The organism is Paenibacillus sp. y28 (assembly GCF_037137075.1).
In the GTDB taxonomy this organism is placed as follows: Bacteria; Bacillota; Bacilli; order Paenibacillales; family NBRC-103111; genus JBBBNV01.
On record NZ_JBBBNV010000001.1, the window covers coordinates 307,315 to 325,245 of the forward strand.

The 17,931-nt window shown below is 52.3% G+C and carries 19 protein-coding genes; 5 read left to right on the plus strand and 14 right to left on the minus strand.

The annotated features are described in order from the left end of the window. Positions 1–100: 100 nt before the first annotated feature. The 4 genes from WBG83_RS01310 to WBG83_RS01325 form a co-directional block, all read right to left on the minus strand. Entirely contained in the window at positions 101–1,009 is a 909-nt protein-coding gene (locus WBG83_RS01310; RefSeq protein ID WP_336741963.1) for a lysophospholipid acyltransferase family protein, read from the minus strand. Positions 1,010–1,033: 24 nt separating this feature from the next. Beyond that, a complete protein-coding gene (locus tag WBG83_RS01315; protein WP_336741965.1) occupies positions 1,034–1,807 on the minus strand; it encodes a GNAT family N-acetyltransferase in 774 nt (257 codons plus the stop codon). A gap of 96 nt (positions 1,808–1,903) precedes the next feature. Continuing rightward, on the minus strand, positions 1,904–2,605 hold the full coding sequence (locus WBG83_RS01320; RefSeq protein ID WP_336741967.1) for an LrgB family protein: 702 nt from the start codon (positions 2,603–2,605) through the stop codon (positions 1,904–1,906). Next, positions 2,592–2,957 (minus strand): CidA/LrgA family protein, encoded by a 366-nt coding sequence (locus WBG83_RS01325; protein WP_336741969.1) that lies wholly within the window; start codon positions 2,955–2,957, stop codon positions 2,592–2,594. Before WBG83_RS01325 ends, WBG83_RS01320 begins: the two co-directional genes overlap by 14 nt. A 169-nt stretch (positions 2,958–3,126) precedes the next feature. Between WBG83_RS01325 and WBG83_RS01330 the strand changes: the two genes are divergently transcribed. Then, the gene (locus WBG83_RS01330; RefSeq protein ID WP_336741971.1) at positions 3,127–3,441 is read left to right on the plus strand and encodes a heavy metal-binding domain-containing protein; all 315 of its coding nucleotides are present in this window, start codon (positions 3,127–3,129) and stop codon (positions 3,439–3,441) included. Between the two features lie 212 nt (positions 3,442–3,653). Beyond that, positions 3,654–3,884: a small acid-soluble spore protein Tlp gene (gene tlp / locus WBG83_RS01335; RefSeq protein ID WP_336741973.1), complete on the plus strand. Its 231-nt coding sequence runs from the start codon at positions 3,654–3,656 to the stop codon at positions 3,882–3,884. Between the two features lie 436 nt (positions 3,885–4,320). On the opposite strand, the gene rnz is transcribed toward tlp, so the two are convergent. After that, the gene (gene rnz, locus WBG83_RS01340; RefSeq protein WP_336741975.1) at positions 4,321–5,235 is read right to left on the minus strand and encodes a ribonuclease Z; all 915 of its coding nucleotides are present in this window, start codon (positions 5,233–5,235) and stop codon (positions 4,321–4,323) included. 6 nt (positions 5,236–5,241) lie between these two features. Then, positions 5,242–8,694, minus strand: a complete 3,453-nt coding sequence (gene metH, locus WBG83_RS01345) for a methionine synthase (protein WP_336741977.1) — start codon at positions 8,692–8,694, stop codon at positions 5,242–5,244. A gap of 806 nt (positions 8,695–9,500) precedes the next feature. Here metH and WBG83_RS01350 point away from each other — a divergent pair. Together WBG83_RS01350 and WBG83_RS01355 are read left to right on the plus strand one after the other, a co-directional pair. Beyond that, positions 9,501–10,043 (plus strand): 1,2-dihydroxy-3-keto-5-methylthiopentene dioxygenase, encoded by a 543-nt coding sequence (locus WBG83_RS01350; protein WP_336741979.1) that lies wholly within the window; start codon positions 9,501–9,503, stop codon positions 10,041–10,043. A gap of 44 nt (positions 10,044–10,087) precedes the next feature. Next, the gene (locus WBG83_RS01355; protein WP_336741981.1) at positions 10,088–10,462 is read left to right on the plus strand and encodes a hypothetical protein; all 375 of its coding nucleotides are present in this window, start codon (positions 10,088–10,090) and stop codon (positions 10,460–10,462) included. 22 nt (positions 10,463–10,484) lie between these two features. Here WBG83_RS01355 and WBG83_RS01360 read toward each other — a convergent pair whose 3' ends face one another. The 4 genes from WBG83_RS01360 to WBG83_RS01375 all read right to left on the minus strand — a co-directional run bounded on the left by WBG83_RS01360 (position 10,485) and on the right by WBG83_RS01375 (position 12,611). Next, entirely contained in the window at positions 10,485–11,282 is a 798-nt protein-coding gene (locus WBG83_RS01360) for an HAD family hydrolase (RefSeq protein WP_336741983.1), read from the minus strand. Between the two features lie 59 nt (positions 11,283–11,341). Further along, positions 11,342–11,860 (minus strand): hypothetical protein, encoded by a 519-nt coding sequence (locus tag WBG83_RS01365; protein WP_336741985.1) that lies wholly within the window; start codon positions 11,858–11,860, stop codon positions 11,342–11,344. Positions 11,861–11,944: 84 nt separating this feature from the next. Next, the gene (locus tag WBG83_RS01370; protein ID WP_336741987.1) at positions 11,945–12,130 is read right to left on the minus strand and encodes a DUF896 domain-containing protein; all 186 of its coding nucleotides are present in this window, start codon (positions 12,128–12,130) and stop codon (positions 11,945–11,947) included. A 103-nt stretch (positions 12,131–12,233) separates the two neighbouring features. Next, positions 12,234–12,611 carry a LysM peptidoglycan-binding domain-containing protein gene (locus WBG83_RS01375; RefSeq protein ID WP_336741989.1) on the minus strand — a complete coding sequence of 126 codons (378 nt, stop codon included), beginning with the start codon at positions 12,609–12,611 and terminating at the stop codon, positions 12,234–12,236. A gap of 213 nt (positions 12,612–12,824) precedes the next feature. Between WBG83_RS01375 and lexA the strand changes: the two genes are divergently transcribed. Next, positions 12,825–13,451, plus strand: a complete 627-nt coding sequence (gene lexA / locus WBG83_RS01380; RefSeq protein WP_336741990.1) for a transcriptional repressor LexA — start codon at positions 12,825–12,827, stop codon at positions 13,449–13,451. 469 nt (positions 13,452–13,920) lie between these two features. On the opposite strand, the gene glnA is transcribed toward lexA, so the two are convergent. The 4 genes from glnA to hflX all read right to left on the minus strand — a co-directional run. Then, positions 13,921–15,249, minus strand: coding sequence for a type I glutamate--ammonia ligase (gene glnA, locus WBG83_RS01385; RefSeq protein ID WP_336741992.1), 1,329 nt, complete (start codon positions 15,247–15,249; stop codon positions 13,921–13,923). A 130-nt stretch (positions 15,250–15,379) separates the two neighbouring features. Continuing rightward, positions 15,380–15,787 (minus strand): MerR family transcriptional regulator, encoded by a 408-nt coding sequence (locus WBG83_RS01390; protein ID WP_336741994.1) that lies wholly within the window; start codon positions 15,785–15,787, stop codon positions 15,380–15,382. A gap of 90 nt (positions 15,788–15,877) precedes the next feature. After that, the gene (locus WBG83_RS01395; RefSeq protein WP_442955778.1) at positions 15,878–17,128 is read right to left on the minus strand and encodes a methionine gamma-lyase family protein; all 1,251 of its coding nucleotides are present in this window, start codon (positions 17,126–17,128) and stop codon (positions 15,878–15,880) included. A gap of 17 nt (positions 17,129–17,145) precedes the next feature. Then, the coding region (hflX, locus tag WBG83_RS01400; protein ID WP_336741998.1) for a GTPase HflX at positions 17,146–17,931 on the minus strand (786 nt) is incomplete at its 5' end.

Genomic DNA, 17,931 nt, shown 5'->3' on the forward strand with positions numbered 1-17,931 from the left:
TTGTAAGACGCGTGCCGTATCCAAACGGGCGGCCGTCATGCCGCGAAACACTGCGCGCCGGGAGCTTCCGCCCCTCCTCTGCCTCTGCCTCCGGTTCGAATTACACAATCTGCTTACTGGCAAACCGTTCATCTGCGTTGAACCAATAGAACCAGCCGGCGGGATGCTCCCGGATTACCCGCTCCAGCCAGCGGTTCAGGCTGTTGGTGGCCGTTTCCCGCTCATGCGTGGCGAATTCTCTATTCAAGAATCGGGGCTGTTCAAAAATAAGGCGGTGCCGGAACATACGGTTCCGGTAGCCGTGACACGGAATGACCGGGGCCTCTTCCGCCAGTGCCAGCATAGCCGTTCCGCCGGGAGAACGGGAGCGTTTGCCGAAAAACTCGGCCTCCGGAAACGCCTCCCGGTAAAAATCACCTAGCAAAAACACAACCCCTCCAGCCTGCAGGTGCTTTCGCAGCGTCCGAACCAGCTCCAGCGGCGGCGTATGGTCATAATCGAGCCCCCGGCAGCCAAACGACCCAAACTGCTCATAGATCGGCCTCAGCTCAGGACTGCCTGCTGTTACCACAGTCATGCAGGAGTAGCGGCGCGTTAGCAGCAAATAGTAATAAAAGAAATTGCCGGAATGCGGCGCGAAAACGATGGCTCCCTTCCCCTGAGTGAGGGCATCCTGCAAATGATGCTCCCCTTCGGTACGAATCCGTTCCGGGCACAGACCCGGCTGGCCCGCCTGGCTTTCAAGCAGCAGCTCATAAAGCGTAACGGCCAGATTCAGGAAGTAGTCCTTCTCAATCTCCTTCAATTTCCAGGAATGACGCAGCTCGAGCAGCTCCGTCAGGTTGCGCCGGATGCGTTCCTTGATTTGTCGACCTGCGAACGTATACAGCAGTCTGGCGATCGTCCAGCACATACCGAAAGCAATCGGCTTCGGCATGAAGCCCGCTGCTGCCGCAGCAAACCGAATCCCTCTGCCGCCCTGCGTCAGCTGTCCTATCCAATTGTACATCGCGTCTCCTCCTGATCGCGGCCATTAGCCGTGTCCCAAGAAATGGCGGCGATAGCGGCGGGCGAGACGGGGCTTCTCAAGGACGATAAAGAAGTCCACCGTATTAAAAATCCGATCGTAAGCGGGATCGCCGCCAATCTCCGCACCTAGCCATTGATAGCCCTTCATCAGCGGCGGCAGCTTCCGGAAAACCTCCTTCTCTCCCGGAAGCTCATCCAGCAGCTGCAGCCCGCCAATCCGGTGAGAAGGCAGCGGAATTACTCCGTAGCTGTATGAAATCATATTTTTGCGGTGCAGAAATGTATACATTTCATTCAAATCGGCCTGGTACTGAAAATGTACACTGGCGCAGCCGATTAAATAGTGCAGATGATGCTGGCTGATGTAGTCGGCAATCCCTTCCCACAACAGCTGAATGGCCCTGCCGTTCCGATAGGCCGGGGCAACGCAGCTTCGGCCCAATTCCAGAGCGTCGGGCTTGTATTCGTCGAAGCCGCTCAAATCAAATTCGCTTTCCGAGTAAAAGCCGCGGCTCCCCGCCGCGCGTTCGCCGGGCAAAAGCCGGTACGTGCCTACACAATCGCCGCTTAGCAAATCCTGCACAATCAGATGATCGCATATCTCATCGTATTCATCCTGTTCCAGTCCGCTGTCGTTCATCAGACGGAAGTTTTTTTCCTCCACGGCAAAGACCTCATAGCGCAGCCGCAGCGCCTGCTCGATTTCCGCAGAAGTCCGGGCCAGCTTGACTGCCAAGGGGGAGGAGGTTAAACCGACTTGCTCTGCTGTCAGATTCATAGGGCACCTCGCCTTTCGTTTGAGAGCTCTTACTCTCACAGCATAGCAGTCAATGATTAAGGCGGCGTTTGCTGGCTGTTAAGGTTTTGTAAGCCCCTATAGCTGCAGCCACCAATACAGCGGCAGAACCAGAACGGATGTAATGATTGCCGCAAGCCCCATGGCGAAGCCGCTTACGCCCCCTTGAAGCTCGGATTCGCGAATCACCCGGGATGTCCCGATACCATGCGCCGCTGTTCCCACCGCCGATCCGATTGCGATATCCTCCCGTACACCCGCCAAACGCAGCAATGCGGGTCCAATCATACTTCCCAGCAATCCGGTAAGCACCGTCATGACTGCCGCCAGTCCCGGTAAACCGCCGAACAGCTTCGTCAGCTCAATCGATACCGGTGCCGTCACTGATTTAGCCAATACGGACAGCATAATATTTTGGGGGCCACCAAGCATCCAGACGAGGCCTGCCGAAACGACAATTCCGCATAGCGAACCGATCGTGATGCCGCTGCATATGGCCAAGGCATAACGTTTGATGCGAGCGGCATTTTTGTAGAGCGGCACAGCCAGAGCAACGGTCGCCGGTCCAAGCAGCAGTGTAAGCGCCTCTCCGCCCGGCCGGTACGCTTCATAGGGAACTCCGCCGAATAAGATGAGCCCGATTAACAACAGCGAGGTTACAAACAACGGGTGGAGCCAAGGCCAGCGCTTGTTGAGCAGCTGCGCCGCCGTATAAGCGAGAATCGTGGCGCATAAACCGAACAACGGATCATTCAACCAGACGGAATTAGCTTCGGTCAAGCTGTTCTCCCCCTTCCTTCCGGCGGCCCATTACCCATTGAACCGTCCACCCTGTCACCAGCAGGACCAGAATCGAGCCGGCAACCAAACTGCCCGCAAGCGGGATAAGATGCTGTCCAATCAGCGGGGCCATTGCAATGGTGCCTACAATCAGTGGCGCAAACAAAACCATCATATGCTTCATCAGGAACTGGGCGCTCTCCTCCACCCACTCCAGCTTGACCCACTTCATAAACAAGGCGATAGTCAGCAGAATAAGTCCGATAATGCCGGAGGGCAGCGGAAGCCCCACCACTTCATGAAGCAGCATTCCCATTAAATAGAAGCCGCAGAGCACTGAAAATCCAATCATGAGGTATCCCCTTTTTGCGCAAAATGATGTAGAAAAACTGAAAACCGCAGCTCCAAGTATAGCATAGTTTCAAACCGCACCAGTTCATTTGGGCTAAAACTGCAACCCCCGCGCCGGCTGCTGCGTAATGCATGATGAAACACTTGCCAAATAAAGGAGCCGATAAAAAATGATTATTACCACCACCCCGACCATTCAAGGGAAGACGATTACGTCCTATCAGGGCATTGTTAATGGCGAAGCTATCATGGGCGCGAATATCGTCCGCGATTTGTTCGCTTCCATTACTGACATTGTCGGCGGCCGCTCCGGCGCTTACGAGCAAAAGCTGAAGGAAGCCCGTGAAATCGCCATTGAAGAGATGTCCAATCAAGCCCGCCGGCTGGGAGGCAACGCGGTCGTCGGTGTAGATATCGATTATGAGGTTATCCGTGACGGCATGCTGATGGTTGCCGTAAGCGGCACGGCCGTGGTTACCGACTAACTGCTGATCAGCAGCTGTGGTCGACCGACCGCCGTCATGCAATGAAACACCGACCGCTGGAATCTGCGCGCGATGCGGAAATTAGCCGGGCAAGCACCGTCTCATTCTTCAGCCTCAACAAGTGCATAAATGGCTGCAAAATCAGCCATCTTAGTATTCGGGCTCTCCGATGAGCCGTATACTACATTAACCATCTTGAGGAGGATTACCGAATGGCGAAGCCGGATAACCGCGCTGACAACGTAGCAAAGCTGAAAGATTCCATTGATAATACGCTTGCCAACCTGAACGAAGCCAAGGATTACCTTGACGAACATGCCGATGAAATCTCATCGCAGGAATTATCGGCCATTCAGGACAAAAACGCCCGCCGGAAAGAAAGCATTGAAGGCTTCCGCAGTGAAATAGCCGACGAGGCCCAGGCTCAGCAGGACGCCGATTAATTCAGGCTCTCCGCTGATAGGCCGCATAAAAAGTAAAAGTAAGCCCTGGAGCCGGACCTGTACAATGCAGGATCGGCTTTTTTTGTTAGACTGACGATAGCATTCGTAATCTACGCGGTATATCAAGTTGCAACAATTAGGGCCGCCTAATGTTAATCACCTTCATTTTTCACCTGCTAACCTGCCCGCTCTTCCGTTGTATAGAAAAAACCGCCTCCCGGATTTGAACCGCGCCCCGCCGGTTAGACACAATCTAACGATGGGAGATGCGGATTAATCAGGGAAGGCGGCCTCTTTGTTAGGCGCCGTACACAGCTAGCAGCACACTGATAAGACGCTGCGTGATGGCAATCCAGGATGCTTGCTTTTGCAAAGCCGCTCCTTGCCCTCTGGCGCCGGGTACAGCATTTTATAACCTTGCAAGCTTTTTACGTGCTCAAATATCAAACTGGCTAAAATCATGCGCCAGCTCCGTGTTGCCGAATACCTGCTTCGCATCCAGCAGCAGCTGCTCATGCCCCTCCTCCTGATAACGCGAGCTGATATGCGTCAGTATAAGCCGCTTTACGCCGCTTACATGCGCCGTCTGAGCCGCTTCAAGGCTGGTAGCATGGTAATAAGCTTCCGCCAGATGAGGCAGCTCTGCGCCGAACGTAGCCTCATGAACAAGCACATCCGCCTGCTGAGCAAGCCGCTCCGCCGCCTCGCAGCGCCGGGTATCGCCCAGAATGGCAACTACCTTGCCCGGAATAGGCTTACCGACAAATTCGCGGCTCGTCAGCACACGCCCGTCCTCCAGCACGACGTCCTCACCAGCCTTCAGCTTCCCAAACAGCGGACCCGGACGCACTCCAAGCTCCTTCAGACGCTCCACGAGCAGCGGACCCTCCTGATCAGCCTCCACTACACGGTAGCCGTAGCTGTCAATCCGGTGGTCCAGCAGTGCGGCTTCGACGGTGAAGCGTTCATCCTGGAACACGATTCCTTCCTGCACCTCAACGATTTCAAGCGGGTACGAGAGCCGTGACTGGCTCAGCGATATTGTCAGCTCAATCCAGTCGCGAATGCCTGCCGGGCCATATATAGTCAATAAGCCTTCCGCTCCTTGATTGGAACGGCTGGACAGCAGTCCGGGAACACCGAACAAATGGTCACCATGCAGATGCGTAATGAACAGCTTCTCCAGCTTGCTCAGCTTGAGGGGCGCATGCAGCACTTGATGCTGCGTGCCTTCCCCGCAGTCGAACATCCAGAAGGTTCCCCGCTCGTCATACAAACGCAGTGCAATCGACGTGACATTGCGCTGTTTGGAGGGCATTCCTGCCCCCGTGCCGAGAAAATATAAATCCAATCGCGATCACCGCACTTTTTCAACGTTAAAATACTGCGCAGACGGGTGCGCAAATACCATTGCGGAGACAGATGCCTCAGGCTCCATCATGAAGCCTTCCGTCAGCTCCACCCCGATATCCTGCGGCTGCAGAAGCCTGAACAGCGGCTCCTGATCCTCCAAATTCGGGCATGCCGGATAGCCGAACGAGAACCGCTGCCCGCGGTAGCGCGCGCCATGAATTTGCTTCATCGTCATTTCTGCTGGGTCCGGGAAGCCCCATGCGCTGCGCATCATCTGATGCACACGCTCCGCAAGCCCTTCTGCTGTCTCCAGCGCGACAGACTGCAGCGCATGGGAGCGAAGATAATCCCCTTGATCCCGCCATTCCGTAGATTTCTCCCGGATGCCTTTGCCCGCCGTAACGACGAAAAATCCAACATAATCCATCACGCCGCTGTCTACCGGCTTCAAATAATCCGCCAAGCAGAGGAACGGCTCCATCTCCTGCCGCGGGAAGGAGAACTGATGCAGCACCTTGCTGTGATCCTCAGGGTCGTATATCACGATATCGTTGCCGGAGGACTGTGCCGGGAAAAAGCGGTATACGGCATTGGCTTCAATCAAGCCGCCTGTCGCCGCCTGCTGCAAAATTTCATCGACGACCGTTTTCAACTGAACGGCCTTCTCATTCCCTTCAGCGAGAAGCTTCTCAACACTGCCCTTCAAGCCCAGGTGATGACCGAGCAGCATCTGCATATTGATGTAAGGCATAATATGCGTGATCGGATACTTCCGAAGCACGTGACGGTCCAAATCCGGCGGAATTTCCGGCGCAACATCGGCTACCTTCGCGCTGCGGGCCCGGGTTACGGCCGGCGCGTTCGCCACAGCGGTCTGCTTGCCGGCATCCATGACGTCCGATTCCTTCGCTTCCCGCAGCTCCTCAATAATCCGGGCGCGCTGCTCGGGGTTACTGAGCTTATTGGCCAAATCCAGTCCGTCCATCGCATCCTTGGCGTACAACACGATACCGTCATACTCCGGTGCAATCCGCGTCCGGGTGAATTTGCGGGTTAATGCCGCCCCGCCGACCATAATCGGCACATCAATGCCCGAAGCCTTCAAATCCTGAGCCGTAATGACCATTTGCTGCGCGGATTTAACAAGCAGCCCGGACAAGCCGATGGCATCCGGTTTTTCCTTATGGTACGCCTCAATCAGCTGCTCCGGCGGCACCTTGATCCCGAGGTTAATAATTTTGTAGCCGTTATTCGACAAAATAATCTCGACCAGGTTTTTGCCGATATCATGCACATCGCCCTTCACCGTCGCGAGCAAAATTTTGCCCTTCACTGCTGACTCCGCCTTCTCCATAAACTGCTCCAGATGGCCGACGGAAGCCTTCATGACCTCCGCGCTTTGCAGCACTTCGGCAACAATCAGCTCGTTGTTATTGAATAAGCGGCCGACTTCCTCCATGCCTTTCATCAACGGACCGTTAATGATTTCAAGCGGGGCATATTTGGTCAGCGCTTCGTTCAAATCCGGAATAAGCCCTTCTTTTGTTCCCTCAACCACATAAGAAGCCAAACGCTCCTCCAGCGACAAATTGCTGACCTTCTCGGCCTTCTCCACCTTTTTGACCCGGAAAACAGCGACGAACTCAGCCAGCGTTTCGTCATTGGTATTAAAAATCAGATTTTCCGCAAGCGTACGTTCTTCTTCGGGAATTTTGGCATACCGTTCCAGCGTCTCGGTATTGACAATCGCATAGTCCAGGCCAGCCTTCGTACAATGGTACAAATAGACCGCATTCAGAACCTCCCGGCCGGCCGGCGGCAAGCCGAAGGATACGTTGCTTAAGCCCAAAATCGTATGCGTTCTCGGCATCGCCTCTTTAATCAGGCGAATCCCTTCTATGGTTTCCCCGGCAGAGCCAATATACTGCTCATCTCCGGTACCGACCGGGAACACCAGCGGGTCAAAAATAATATCCTCCGGCTGCATCCCGTATTTTCCGGTAAGCAGGTCGTAAGAACGCTTCGCGACTTCCAGTTTGTCTTTAGCTGTAATAGCCTGCCCCCGTTCATCGATGGTCCCGACTACGGCAGCAGCGCCATATTTATGAATGAGCGGCACGACGTGCTCAAACTTCTCTTCCCCATCCTCCAGGTTAATGGAGTTAATGATCGCTTTACCCTGGGAATATTTGAGCCCCAGCTCGATGACGTTGTAATCTGTTGAGTCGATAACGAGCGGCACCTTCACCTTTTTGACGACTTCCTTGAGGAAGGTTTCCATATCGGACATTTCATCCCGGTCCGGGTCCTGCAAGCACACGTCAATGACGTGCGCGCCGCCCTTCACTTGGGCACGGGCAACCTCCGACGCCTCTTCGTATTTGCCCTCCGCAATAAGGCGTTTAAACTTCCGGGAACCGAGTACGTTTGTCCGCTCCCCGACCATGTACGGGCGGTTCTCTGATTCAATATAAACCGTCTCAATCCCCGACACTGCCGGCGGGTGAGTACCGTTAGCCTCCCGAGGCTTGTATTCCTTCATAATCTCAGCCATCGCCCGGATATGATCCGGCGTCGTTCCGCAGCAGCCGCCTGCGATATTGATCCAGCCCTGCTCGGCAAAGCCCGCCAGCTTCTTGGCAAGCGAATCGGGTGATTCATGGTACTTTCCGTTTTCATCCGGCAATCCGGCATTCGGATAGCAGCTGACGGCTGTAGAAGCAATACCGGACAGCGTACGGATATGGTCCCGCATAAACTCAGGCCCGGTAGCACAGTTAAGTCCAATCGAAATCGGCTTGAGATGCTCAAGCGATATATAGAACGACTCAATGGTTTGACCGGCCAGTGTCGTTCCCATCGGCTCAATCGTACCGGAAATCATAATCGGAAGTGTTACTCCCGTTGCTTCAAACGCTTGGCGAACCCCAATGCTGCCCGCCTTAACGTTAAGGGTATCCTGTGAGGTTTCGAGCAAAATCGCATCGACACCGCCCTCGATTAAAGCGACGGTTTGCTCATAATATGATTCAACCAGCTGTTCAAAGGTTACGCCCCCGGTAACCGACAGCGTTTTGGTTGTAGGTCCAAGTGCGCCTGCAACATAGCGCGGCTTCTCCGGTGTCGAGTATTTTTTGGCCGCTTCAACAGCCAGGCGGGCTGACGCCAGATTCAACTCCCGGGCCCGTTCCGGTACATCGTATTCAGCCAAAACGACACTAGTCGCGCCAAACGTGTTCGTCTCCAAAATGTCTGCTCCGGCTTCCAAATACATCTCATGAATGCGGGAAATGACATCCGGCCGAGTTATGGACAGCAATTCATTGCAGCCGTCAAATTCTTCTCCGCCAAAATCTTTCTCTGTCAAATCAGCGGCCTGAATCATCGTGCCCATTGCGCCGTCGAGAATCAGGATTCTTTTTTTCAACTCTTCTTGAATGGGTGGTTTGCTGCTCATGAACGTCCTTCTCCCTGCTTCCGTATGCAAATTTTGATAAATTTTAGTGTAACAGAATTGTTCACCGAAGTGAAGTAAAGCATGGACAAACGCCTATTTTCGTATGAGAATTCCTGAAATTTTCTTTTAATTGGAAAAACAGCCGTTATATGCGGCATCTATATCCGCCGACTCCATTGGACAGAAAAGAACCGGGCGATGGGGGCGATGGCTATCTTTGTTCGCTGTCGGTCGCATCATACGGCTTGCGCTTCTTTCCGCACCGCGTCGCAGTTCCCAGCGCGAGGTGTTTCGCTGCATGACGGCGGTCGGTCGACCACATCCGGATTTTCGTCAAACCGGCTGTAATAAGCAAGCAGGCTTCCGCTGCAGCTTTGATTAGCCGTCCCAATCAGCTCTAAACAGCGAATGCTTCAAGCTGCCCCGCTCTATTCTGTTCTTCAATCTTTATTGTGATTACAACCCTCATGCGACATGCGACGCCACACTGCGCACCGGGATCTGCACGCATAGAACTCGACGCATTTCATGAAAGCAGCAATACGCCGATCGCGCTGTCCCCCCTGGTGGTGATTTCTAACGTCATAACGAATTTACCGGGGCTTTATCGACATCCTGTTGCCGGTAATCGTCCAGATTAAACTGGTTCTTCTCCTAAAGTAAATTCGTTCGTTTTCATTGTAAAATCGCGCTGCAAGCTTAAGTATATTTTTAAATATGCTAATCGACAACAACCCGTTTTTACACTATAATCAAAGTAGACTAGTTATACTATACATTTCCGATTGGAAAGAGAGGAATTATCCATGGCTGAAATTCGCATTCGCAATACAAATGAGCGCATCACCGGTGAAGCTGAGGTAAGAGCGTTCCTGCAAAAACACGAGGTATTGTATGAACATTGGGACCCAAGCAAGCTGCCTGCAGAATTGCAAGAGAAATTCGTTCTGACCGACGAAGAAAAGCAGCAAATTTTATCAACCTTTGATGCGGAAATCCGCGATCTGGCTGCGCGCCGCGGTTACCGTACATGGGACCTCATCTCCTTGTCCGACGCCACGCCGAACCTGGAAGAGCTGCTTAAAAAATTCGAACAGGTGCACACGCACACGGAAGATGAAGTTCGTGCGATTACTGCCGGCAAAGGCATCTTCGTAATTAAAGGCTCTGAAGAAGTGGGATATTTTGATGTTGAGCTGACAGCTGGTGACGTTATCTCCGTTCCGGAAGGCTTTGCACACTTCTTCACCTTGATGGAAAACCGTAAAATCGTCGCAGTCCGCTTGTTTATCGAAACTGAGGGCTGGATTGCTCACCCGTTCGAAGACCCAACGTTCCAAAAAGCGTAAGGCCGTCTAACACCTGACGTCATCTGGGCAGCAGTTAGCTGTACATGACGTACGCTGCTTTGAATCAGGCTGGCCGGTGTCATGAAAAGCGCGCCGAACATTCGGAATTACGAGCACGGCACGGAAAAGAACAAAAACCCGATCCGCTTGCAGCGGATCGGGTTTTTGTTGAATACGCCAGACTTATTCAATGGCGCCACAACGCGTGCTTGCCGGCTGCTTCTAGCTGCCACGCTCATGCCAAGCCGCTCGTTTCAAGCCGTATTCATGTGAACAAGCAGCCCTTTTGTCATCAAGGTCAAGCGGAAGACCGTCTGATTTCTACACCGAAATACCGACGTTTGGTGCTTGATCATCATTACATGACGCCACATCGGACAGCTATTGGCCTGATCTTGCCATTCCAGACCTGGAACTGAAGGCGCTAACCGCCGGTTACGCTTAGGCCAAGGACTCAATAATGCCGAACAGCTCAGACAAGTGTTTAACTTCATATGCCGGAACAATTTCATCCGAACGCTGTGCGCCGTGACGATTGACCCAAACAGAATGCATTCCAACGCTATTAGAACCAAGAATATCCGTGGTCAGCTTGTCCCCTACCATTAAGCCTTCTTCCGGAGTAATTTGCAGCAGGTTCATAGCATGATAAAAAATGGACGTATCCGGCTTCCCTCTGCCAAACTCCCCGGAGATGATAATGTGGTCAAAGTAAGGCGCAAGCTCAGGCACGCCGGCCAGCTTTTCCTTCTGCAAATCAGGCGAACCATTCGTAAGCAGGAGCAGCTTCACTTTTCCCTTCAAAGCGTTAAGGACTTGGAATGTCTCTTCCTCGTATATGTAAGGGCGTTTACGGCGTTCTGCCGGAAACATCTCAGCCAGCTTCGAAGCCAGCTCGCGGTTGTCCGTACCGAGGGCTTTTAAACCGCGGTACCAGGATTCTTCGCGGTACACCGGAGCAAGCTTGCGCAGCTTCCAGAATTCCTCCTGATCCCCTTCGGCAAAATTTGCCCACAGCCCTTCAAACGGGTTAATCCCGATCATTTTCGTAAATGGAAAGGTTTCGTACGACTCATACAGCGCGCGCGCTTCCTTACGTACGCTCTCTTCCAAAGCAACCGCATTTAAGCCTGTTTCTGCGCTTCCCGTCTGACAAGTGGCTTCAAAGGCTTCTTTTACACTTCGGTCATCCCACAGCAGGGTGTCATCCAAGTCAAATAATACTGCTTTAATTGCCATTGTAGCTTAATCCCCTTTTGATTGTTTCAGTTCATGATGGACATAAACATGATGTCATATTATTTTGTTACTTCCGATACTTCAATGTGATTTCGCTCTGCAAACTCGCGCAAATCCTCCGTCATGCGTTGAACAGGAAACAGGTTGAAAGGCTTGCTGAACACCCAGCGCTGACCTTTTCCTGCCGGTTCAATCTGAACGTAGCTTGGCGCAAGCACAATTTTGGCTACTTCTGAAGCTTCAATCCGTTTTTCCCGGTTCCATCGACGTGTCGCAAGGAACGCCTTGCCGATTTTCAAATAAGGACGTTTCAGGAAAAAGATAAACAAACCAAGTAAAAAGTAGGCGATAACCGTAAACCAATACCAGCCATCCTGCAGTTCCGTTCCGACGTAGGCTACAAACATGAATAAGGAGACCCCCCACAGCAATACGCTGTAAAGAATACTCCTTCCCCGATGGATAATTCCCCCGTCCGCAGCTTTGCCGCTTTGGATCGCCTGCTGGCCTGATTTACCGCGCACTTTATTGACTTGCTTTGTATTTTTTTGAACCATTCGTTCCCACTTGCGAGACATACCGTTCCCCTTTCACTGCGTTCATTGCTTCCCTTAAAGCGCTGCCTTTTTGCTGAAAGGCCCTAGAAATCCTTAACCACAGTCTTAATGCGGCTTGACATCATCAACAATTTCAATGTTGTCCAGCTGATTCTTTAACGATTGCCGGATGCCCGCCAAGTACTGGCGGCGCAAATCATCCCGCTCAGCAAGCTCTTCTTTGGTAAGTCCTGTTGTTTTGGCTTTTCGGGCCAATTCATTAATACGTGCGATCTTTTGGTCATCAATCATTGGCTTCCTCCGTTACACAAGATATACCTTCTTACTCTGACATGCCGCAGCGCTGCTTGTCAAGTTTTCTACCCGTGTAAGCCGTACTTCTTGTGCTTTCGTTTCAAAATGGAAGAACAAGCGTTTGTCCGATAGTTATTGTGCTTCCCTTCAGCTTGTTGATGCGCTTCAGATGATACACGCTTTCCCGGATATCCGCATCCTTCGGACCGTATTCCCGGGCAATCGACCAGAGCGTATCTCCCGCCGCCACAATCACTGCTTTTGAATGTCCATGGGGTGTGGCGTGTCCGTTCTTATCTGTATCTGAAGCCTCGCCGGGAGCTTCTTCCTGCACCTGCTCCACCGTATCGGACTGCGCCTCTCCGCTTTCACCGTACGCCTGCACGAGCGCCCCGCACAAAAAGCTGAGCCCTATCATGCAAATAAAGAAAATAACCTTCAGAATATGTTTATTACGCTGTGCGTTTATGTGTTCCATTTCGCTCACTCCAAACAAGTGTTCTTATTAACTCTTGTACATATCCTAACAAGAACACTTGTTTCCGTCAATATAGTTACGAACATATTTTCGCATTTTATTTCACGTTTTTGGCGCGTTTAAAACACTTTCTACTTATTAGAACTTATGTTTGTACGAACTCCGGTTCTGTGGTATACTTTGGATATAGTACATATGTTTGGGGAGATGGCTATGGGTAAAATATCAAACCGTCAACAAGCGATTCTTGATTTTATTAAGAACGAAGTACGCGAGAAAGGCTATCCGCCCTCCGTTCGTGAAATCGGAGAAGCCGTCGGCCTAGCCTCCAGCTCCACCGTTCACGGACATTTGGACCGCCTTGAGAAGAAGGGACTTATTCGACGCGATCCGACGAAGCCCCGCGCTATCGAAGTGCTGAACAACGATGATGCATTCGGTGACTTTGCCCTCTCCGTTTCTCGAGTGCCGATTCTGGGGAAAGTCGCTGCAGGGCAACCAATTACCGCCGCCGAGAACATCGAGGATTATTTTCCGCTTCCTGCCGATTTTACTCGTGATGAAGAAGTGTTTGTCTTGAATGTTGTCGGGGATAGTATGATTGAGGTCGGCATCCGCAACGGCGATATGGTAATCGTACGCCAGCAAGCCACTGCCAATAACGGGGATATCGTCGTTGCTCTGAATGAGGATGATGAGGCTACCGTCAAGACGTTTTACAAGGAAAAGGACCACATTCGTCTGCAGCCGGAAAATTCAACAATGGAGCCGATTCTTTTGACGCAAGTCACCATTTTAGGTAAAGTCATTGGCTTGTTCCGCGATTTTCGCCGGATGTAGCACATAAACAAGCACAAATAAACAAACACCCGCCAGCATAAATGCCGGTCGGGCGTTTGTTTTGCAAGCAGCGTTAACCTGGAAGTGCTGCATTACCTGTTCATCTATCATTTTTTGGTAGTTTTGTTTGATAGTGTTGTTTCATTATAATTAATGACCAGCACTACCCGCTCTGCTGCCAAGGCGGTGCAACGCTTGATGCGTGTCAATTGCGGAAAGAAGCGCCTCAAAGTAATGGCGTGGTAATCGCGTAGTAATCGCGCCTTGCCTTATCAGGCAGGGCGCTTTATGCTTTTTCCTCTATTCTTGGCATTCCCCTGCCACACTTCCATTTTTTCGGACTGTAAACTAAACCATCGGACTTGAACAAACAGAATCCCCGCCAGCCATCAGCTAGCGGGGATTCCATTTGTTCATCACAATTATCCATGCTTGGAGCTGCTTGTATACACTCCCGACATGAAATGTCTTAATACAGCGTCAAGTATTGGTCACGTTCCCATTGATGCACTTGGGTACGGAATATATCCCATTCAATTTCCTTCAGCTCGTAGAAGTGAGCCAGCGCATGGTCGCCCAGAGCTTCGCAGATGACTTCGTCTGTCAGCAATTCGTCAAGCGCCTGCTTCAGATCGAGCGGCAGGCTTGGAATGCCTTGCTCTTCGCGCTCTTCTTCCGTCATAACGTAGATGTTGCGGTCAGTTGGCGCCGGAAGAGCCATTTTATTCTTGATGCCGTCAAGTCCTGCGAACAGCATAACCGCCAGAGCCAAATACGGATTGGCTGTCGGGTCCGGATTCCGTACTTCAATCCGAGTGCTGAGGCCGCGGGATGCCGGAATACGAACCATCGGGCTGCGGTTGCTGGCAGACCAGGCTACATAGCAAGGCGCTTCATAACCAGGCACAAGGCGCTTATAGGAGTTGACCGTCGGGTTGGTTACCGCTGCAAATGAACGGGCATGCTTCAAAATACCTGCCATAAAGTAACGCGCCGATGCACTCAGGCCGAGACGGTCTTTCTCATCGTAGAACGCATTATCGTTGCCTTTAAAGAGTGAGATGTGGCAGTGCATTCCGGAGCCGTTCATGCCGAACAGCGGCTTCGGCATGAACGTTGCATGAAGGCCATGCTGGCGGGCCACCGTTTTTACTACCAGCTTGAAGGTTTGAATTTGGTCGGCCGCCTTCAAAGCATTGGCATATTTGAAATCGATTTCATGCTGTCCCGGCGCAACCTCGTGGTGAGATGCTTCGATCTCGAAGCCCATTTCTTCCAGTGTGAGCACGATTTCACGACGGCAGTTCTCGCCAAGGTCTGTCGGCGCAAGGTCGAAGTACCCGCCTTGGTCATTCAGCTCATTGGTCGGATTTCCTTTTTCATCGGTTTTGAACAGGAAAAACTCCGGCTCCGGGCCGACATTCATTGCCGTATAGCCCATTTCTTCCGCTTCCTTCAGACAGCGCTTCAAAATTCCGCGCGGATCTCCAGGGAACGGGCGTCCGTCCGGCAAATAAATATCACAAATCAAACGTGCCACGCGATCCTCTGTCACCCATGGGAATACGACCCAAGTATCCAGATCCGGGTACAGGTACATATCGGATTCTTCGATCCGGACATAGCCCTCAATGGAGGAGCCGTCAAACATCATTTTGTTATCAAGCGCTTTCTCCAGCTGGCTGACGGGAATTTCAACGTTTTTAATCGTTCCGAGCAGATCGGTGAACTGCAGGCGAATAAAACGTACGTTTTGTTCTTTGGCAATGCGCATAATATCCTGTTTTGTGTAAGCCAAATGCAACGCCTCCTAGGGTGGATATATTCCTTTATCTAATGCTAGATTGTCGGCCTTATCGCCCTTTATCGCAGGGACGGGCCTGTGTGCGAGCCAAATCGAATGGCGGAGCAATTCGCACGCATACGGTCTAGTGGAAAAACCTCGACAGCTCTCCTTGAATCAGTGAAACCTGGCCCGGCCGTTTACCGGTCAGCAGCTGCTGCTTCAGCATCTTGTGCAGCTGGGAATCCGTCAGCTCCCTGCGCTTCACCTCGGTTTGTTCATTGATGACAGTCGCTTCTTCGGATTCGGCGTCCATTGGCTTGACGACCTGCTTAATCCCGGCGATATTGACGCCTTTTTCAATCAACGCTTTAATTTCCAGCAGCCGTTCAACGTCGTTGAACGAGAACAGACGCTGGTTTCCGGATGTACGGGCCGGAATAATTAATTCATGTTGTTCATAGTATCGAATCTGTCTTGCCGTTAAGTCGGTCAGCTTCATAACAATACCAATCGGGAACAATGCCATATTACGGCGTAAATCGTCACTCATTTGCACCACTCCAAAACTGTGTGATAACTACATTGTAGCGTTATATTTTAAATGTGTCAAGGAATGTCAGGTTTTAAATGTAAGAAATTGTTACATTTGTGATAAAAGCCCGGACCGCTGCATATTCCCCAGCGCTTGAATGATACCGAATTTGACGTGAGAATACGTAAGTCCACCCTGCATATACGCAATGTACGGCTCGCGGATCGGCGCGTCGGCCGACAGCTCCAGACTGCCGCCCTGAATGAAGGTTCCCGCCGCCATAATGACAGGATGCTCATAGCCCGGCATATCCCAAGGCTCAGGAACCACGTGGGAATCCACCGCCGCAGCCATCTGTATCCCTTGTACAAATGCGATCAAATGCTCGGCACAGGTGAAGCGGACGGCTTGAATCAAATCTGTCCGCGGCACCTCCCAGGATGGTGAGGTGGCGAAGCCCAGACTGTCAAATACGCCTGACGCCAGCGTTACGCCTTTGATAGCTTGTCCGACAAAGTGCGGGGCAAGAAACAACCCTTGAAACATGCTGCGCAGCGTGCCCAGCATCGCCCCGACCTCTCCGCCGATGCCCGGGGCAGTCAGGCGGTATGCCGCCAGCTCCACGTAAGGCGATTTACCGGCGATATAACCTCCGGTGAGAGCTATGCCTCCGCCGGGATTTTTGATCAAGGAGCCTGCCATAATATCGACGCCGACCTCCGTCGGCTCCAGCCGCTCTGTAAATTCCCCGTAACAATTATCTACGAATACAATCAGATCGGATCGGATGGACTTCACAAACGCCGTCATTTGTCCGATTTGCTCAACGGTCAGGGACGGACGCCAATCATAGCCGCGGGAACGCTGAATGCCGATGACCTTCGTTTCCGGACGAATGCTAGCCCGTATCGCTTCATAATCAGGGGCTCCCTCCTCGGTTAGCGGCACTTCCCGGTAGCCGACGCCCCAATCCTGCAGCGATCCCGTGCCATCCCCGGGTTTGCCGATAACTTTATGCAGCGTGTCATACGGGCGTCCGGTAATGTACAGCAGCTCGTCTCCCGGGCGCAGCAGCCCGAATAAGGCTGTGCCGATCGTATGTGTACCGGATACGAAGTGCGGACGCACAAGCGCAGCCTCCGCCCCGAATGCATCCGCATACACCAAATCCAGCACCTCGCGCCCGCGGTCATTATAGCCATACCCTGAAGACCCTGCGAAGTGGTAATCACTTACTCTATGCTTTTGAAACGCGCGGATGACCTTCCATTGGTTCGCGTCAATAATCCGTTCAATTTCCCCGAAACGGCCGGATAGGCGGCCTTCTATTTGCTCTACAAGCTGTTCCAGCTTCTCCATGCTGTATTCCATTGTCGTTACGCTCTCCCCTGTGCCTCTTCCTTGGTTGTTGTAACCTCATAGCTGCTAAGCTTGTAGCCAAGCTGCTCATATTCCTGCTTTTTGACCCGGACCTGAAACTCCAATTGGTCGTCCTCCGCCTGCTGGTCAAGCACGTCGCCAATACGATAAAGCAAGGAAATAATATCTCCCTTTTCAGCCGGAATGCGGTAAGATACGATATCTCCCATCAAACGGTCCTCAATGGCCCTTTTCAGACGCGCCAAATCGTCGTCAAGGTATGCGTTCACCAGAAGCGCATCTTCTCCGGCCGGTAAAAGCAGCTGCTCTTCGACGGGAAGCGTGTCAATCTTGTTATATACCGTCATGCTTTCTTTTTGATGGGCGCCGAGCTCCTCCAGCACCTGCTGGACGACGGCCATATGTACTTCGCGCAGGCTGCTGCCGCTGTCAACCACATGCAGAATAAAATCGGCCTCCGCCGCCTCCTCCAGTGTAGCGCGGAATGCTGCGACAAGGTCGTGCGGCAAATTTTGAATAAAGCCGACCGTATCGGTCAGAACAATCTCCTTGCCCCCCGGCAGCTCCAGCAGCCGCGAGGTCGGATCGAGCGTCGCAAACAGCTGGTTCTCCACCAGCACATCCGCGCCTGTCAGCCGTTTGAGCAGGGTCGATTTCCCCGCATTTGTATAGCCGACCAGAGCAACCTGGTACGCACCGACCTTTTTGCGGCGTTCGCGGTGAAGTCTGCGGTGGCGCACAACCTCCGTCAGTTGAGCCTTCAGCTCGCTAATCCGGTCGCG

Coding starts and splice junctions, on each gene's coding strand:
- WBG83_RS01310 (WP_336741963.1), bottom strand. CDS start 1,009: ATGTACAATTGGATAGGACAGCTGACGCAGGGCGGCAGAGGGATTCGG.
- WBG83_RS01315 (WP_336741965.1), bottom strand. CDS start 1,807: ATGAATCTGACAGCAGAGCAAGTCGGTTTAACCTCCTCCCCCTTGGCA.
- WBG83_RS01325 (WP_336741969.1), bottom strand. CDS start 2,957: ATGATTGGATTTTCAGTGCTCTGCGGCTTCTATTTAATGGGAATGCTG.
- WBG83_RS01330 (WP_336741971.1), top strand. CDS start 3,127: ATGATTATTACCACCACCCCGACCATTCAAGGGAAGACGATTACGTCC.
- tlp (WP_336741973.1), top strand. CDS start 3,654: ATGGCGAAGCCGGATAACCGCGCTGACAACGTAGCAAAGCTGAAAGAT.
- metH (WP_336741977.1), bottom strand. CDS start 8,694: ATGAGCAGCAAACCACCCATTCAAGAAGAGTTGAAAAAAAGAATCCTG.
- WBG83_RS01350 (WP_336741979.1), top strand. CDS start 9,501: ATGGCTGAAATTCGCATTCGCAATACAAATGAGCGCATCACCGGTGAA.
- WBG83_RS01355 (WP_336741981.1), top strand. CDS start 10,088: ATGACGTACGCTGCTTTGAATCAGGCTGGCCGGTGTCATGAAAAGCGC.
- WBG83_RS01360 (WP_336741983.1), bottom strand. CDS start 11,282: ATGGCAATTAAAGCAGTATTATTTGACTTGGATGACACCCTGCTGTGG.
- WBG83_RS01365 (WP_336741985.1), bottom strand. CDS start 11,860: ATGTCTCGCAAGTGGGAACGAATGGTTCAAAAAAATACAAAGCAAGTC.
- WBG83_RS01370 (WP_336741987.1), bottom strand. CDS start 12,130: ATGATTGATGACCAAAAGATCGCACGTATTAATGAATTGGCCCGAAAA.
- WBG83_RS01375 (WP_336741989.1), bottom strand. CDS start 12,611: ATGGAACACATAAACGCACAGCGTAATAAACATATTCTGAAGGTTATT.
- lexA (WP_336741990.1), top strand. CDS start 12,825: ATGGGTAAAATATCAAACCGTCAACAAGCGATTCTTGATTTTATTAAG.
- WBG83_RS01390 (WP_336741994.1), bottom strand. CDS start 15,787: ATGAGTGACGATTTACGCCGTAATATGGCATTGTTCCCGATTGGTATT.
- WBG83_RS01395 (WP_442955778.1), bottom strand. CDS start 17,128: ATGGAGAAGCTGGAACAGCTTGTAGAGCAAATAGAAGGCCGCCTATCC.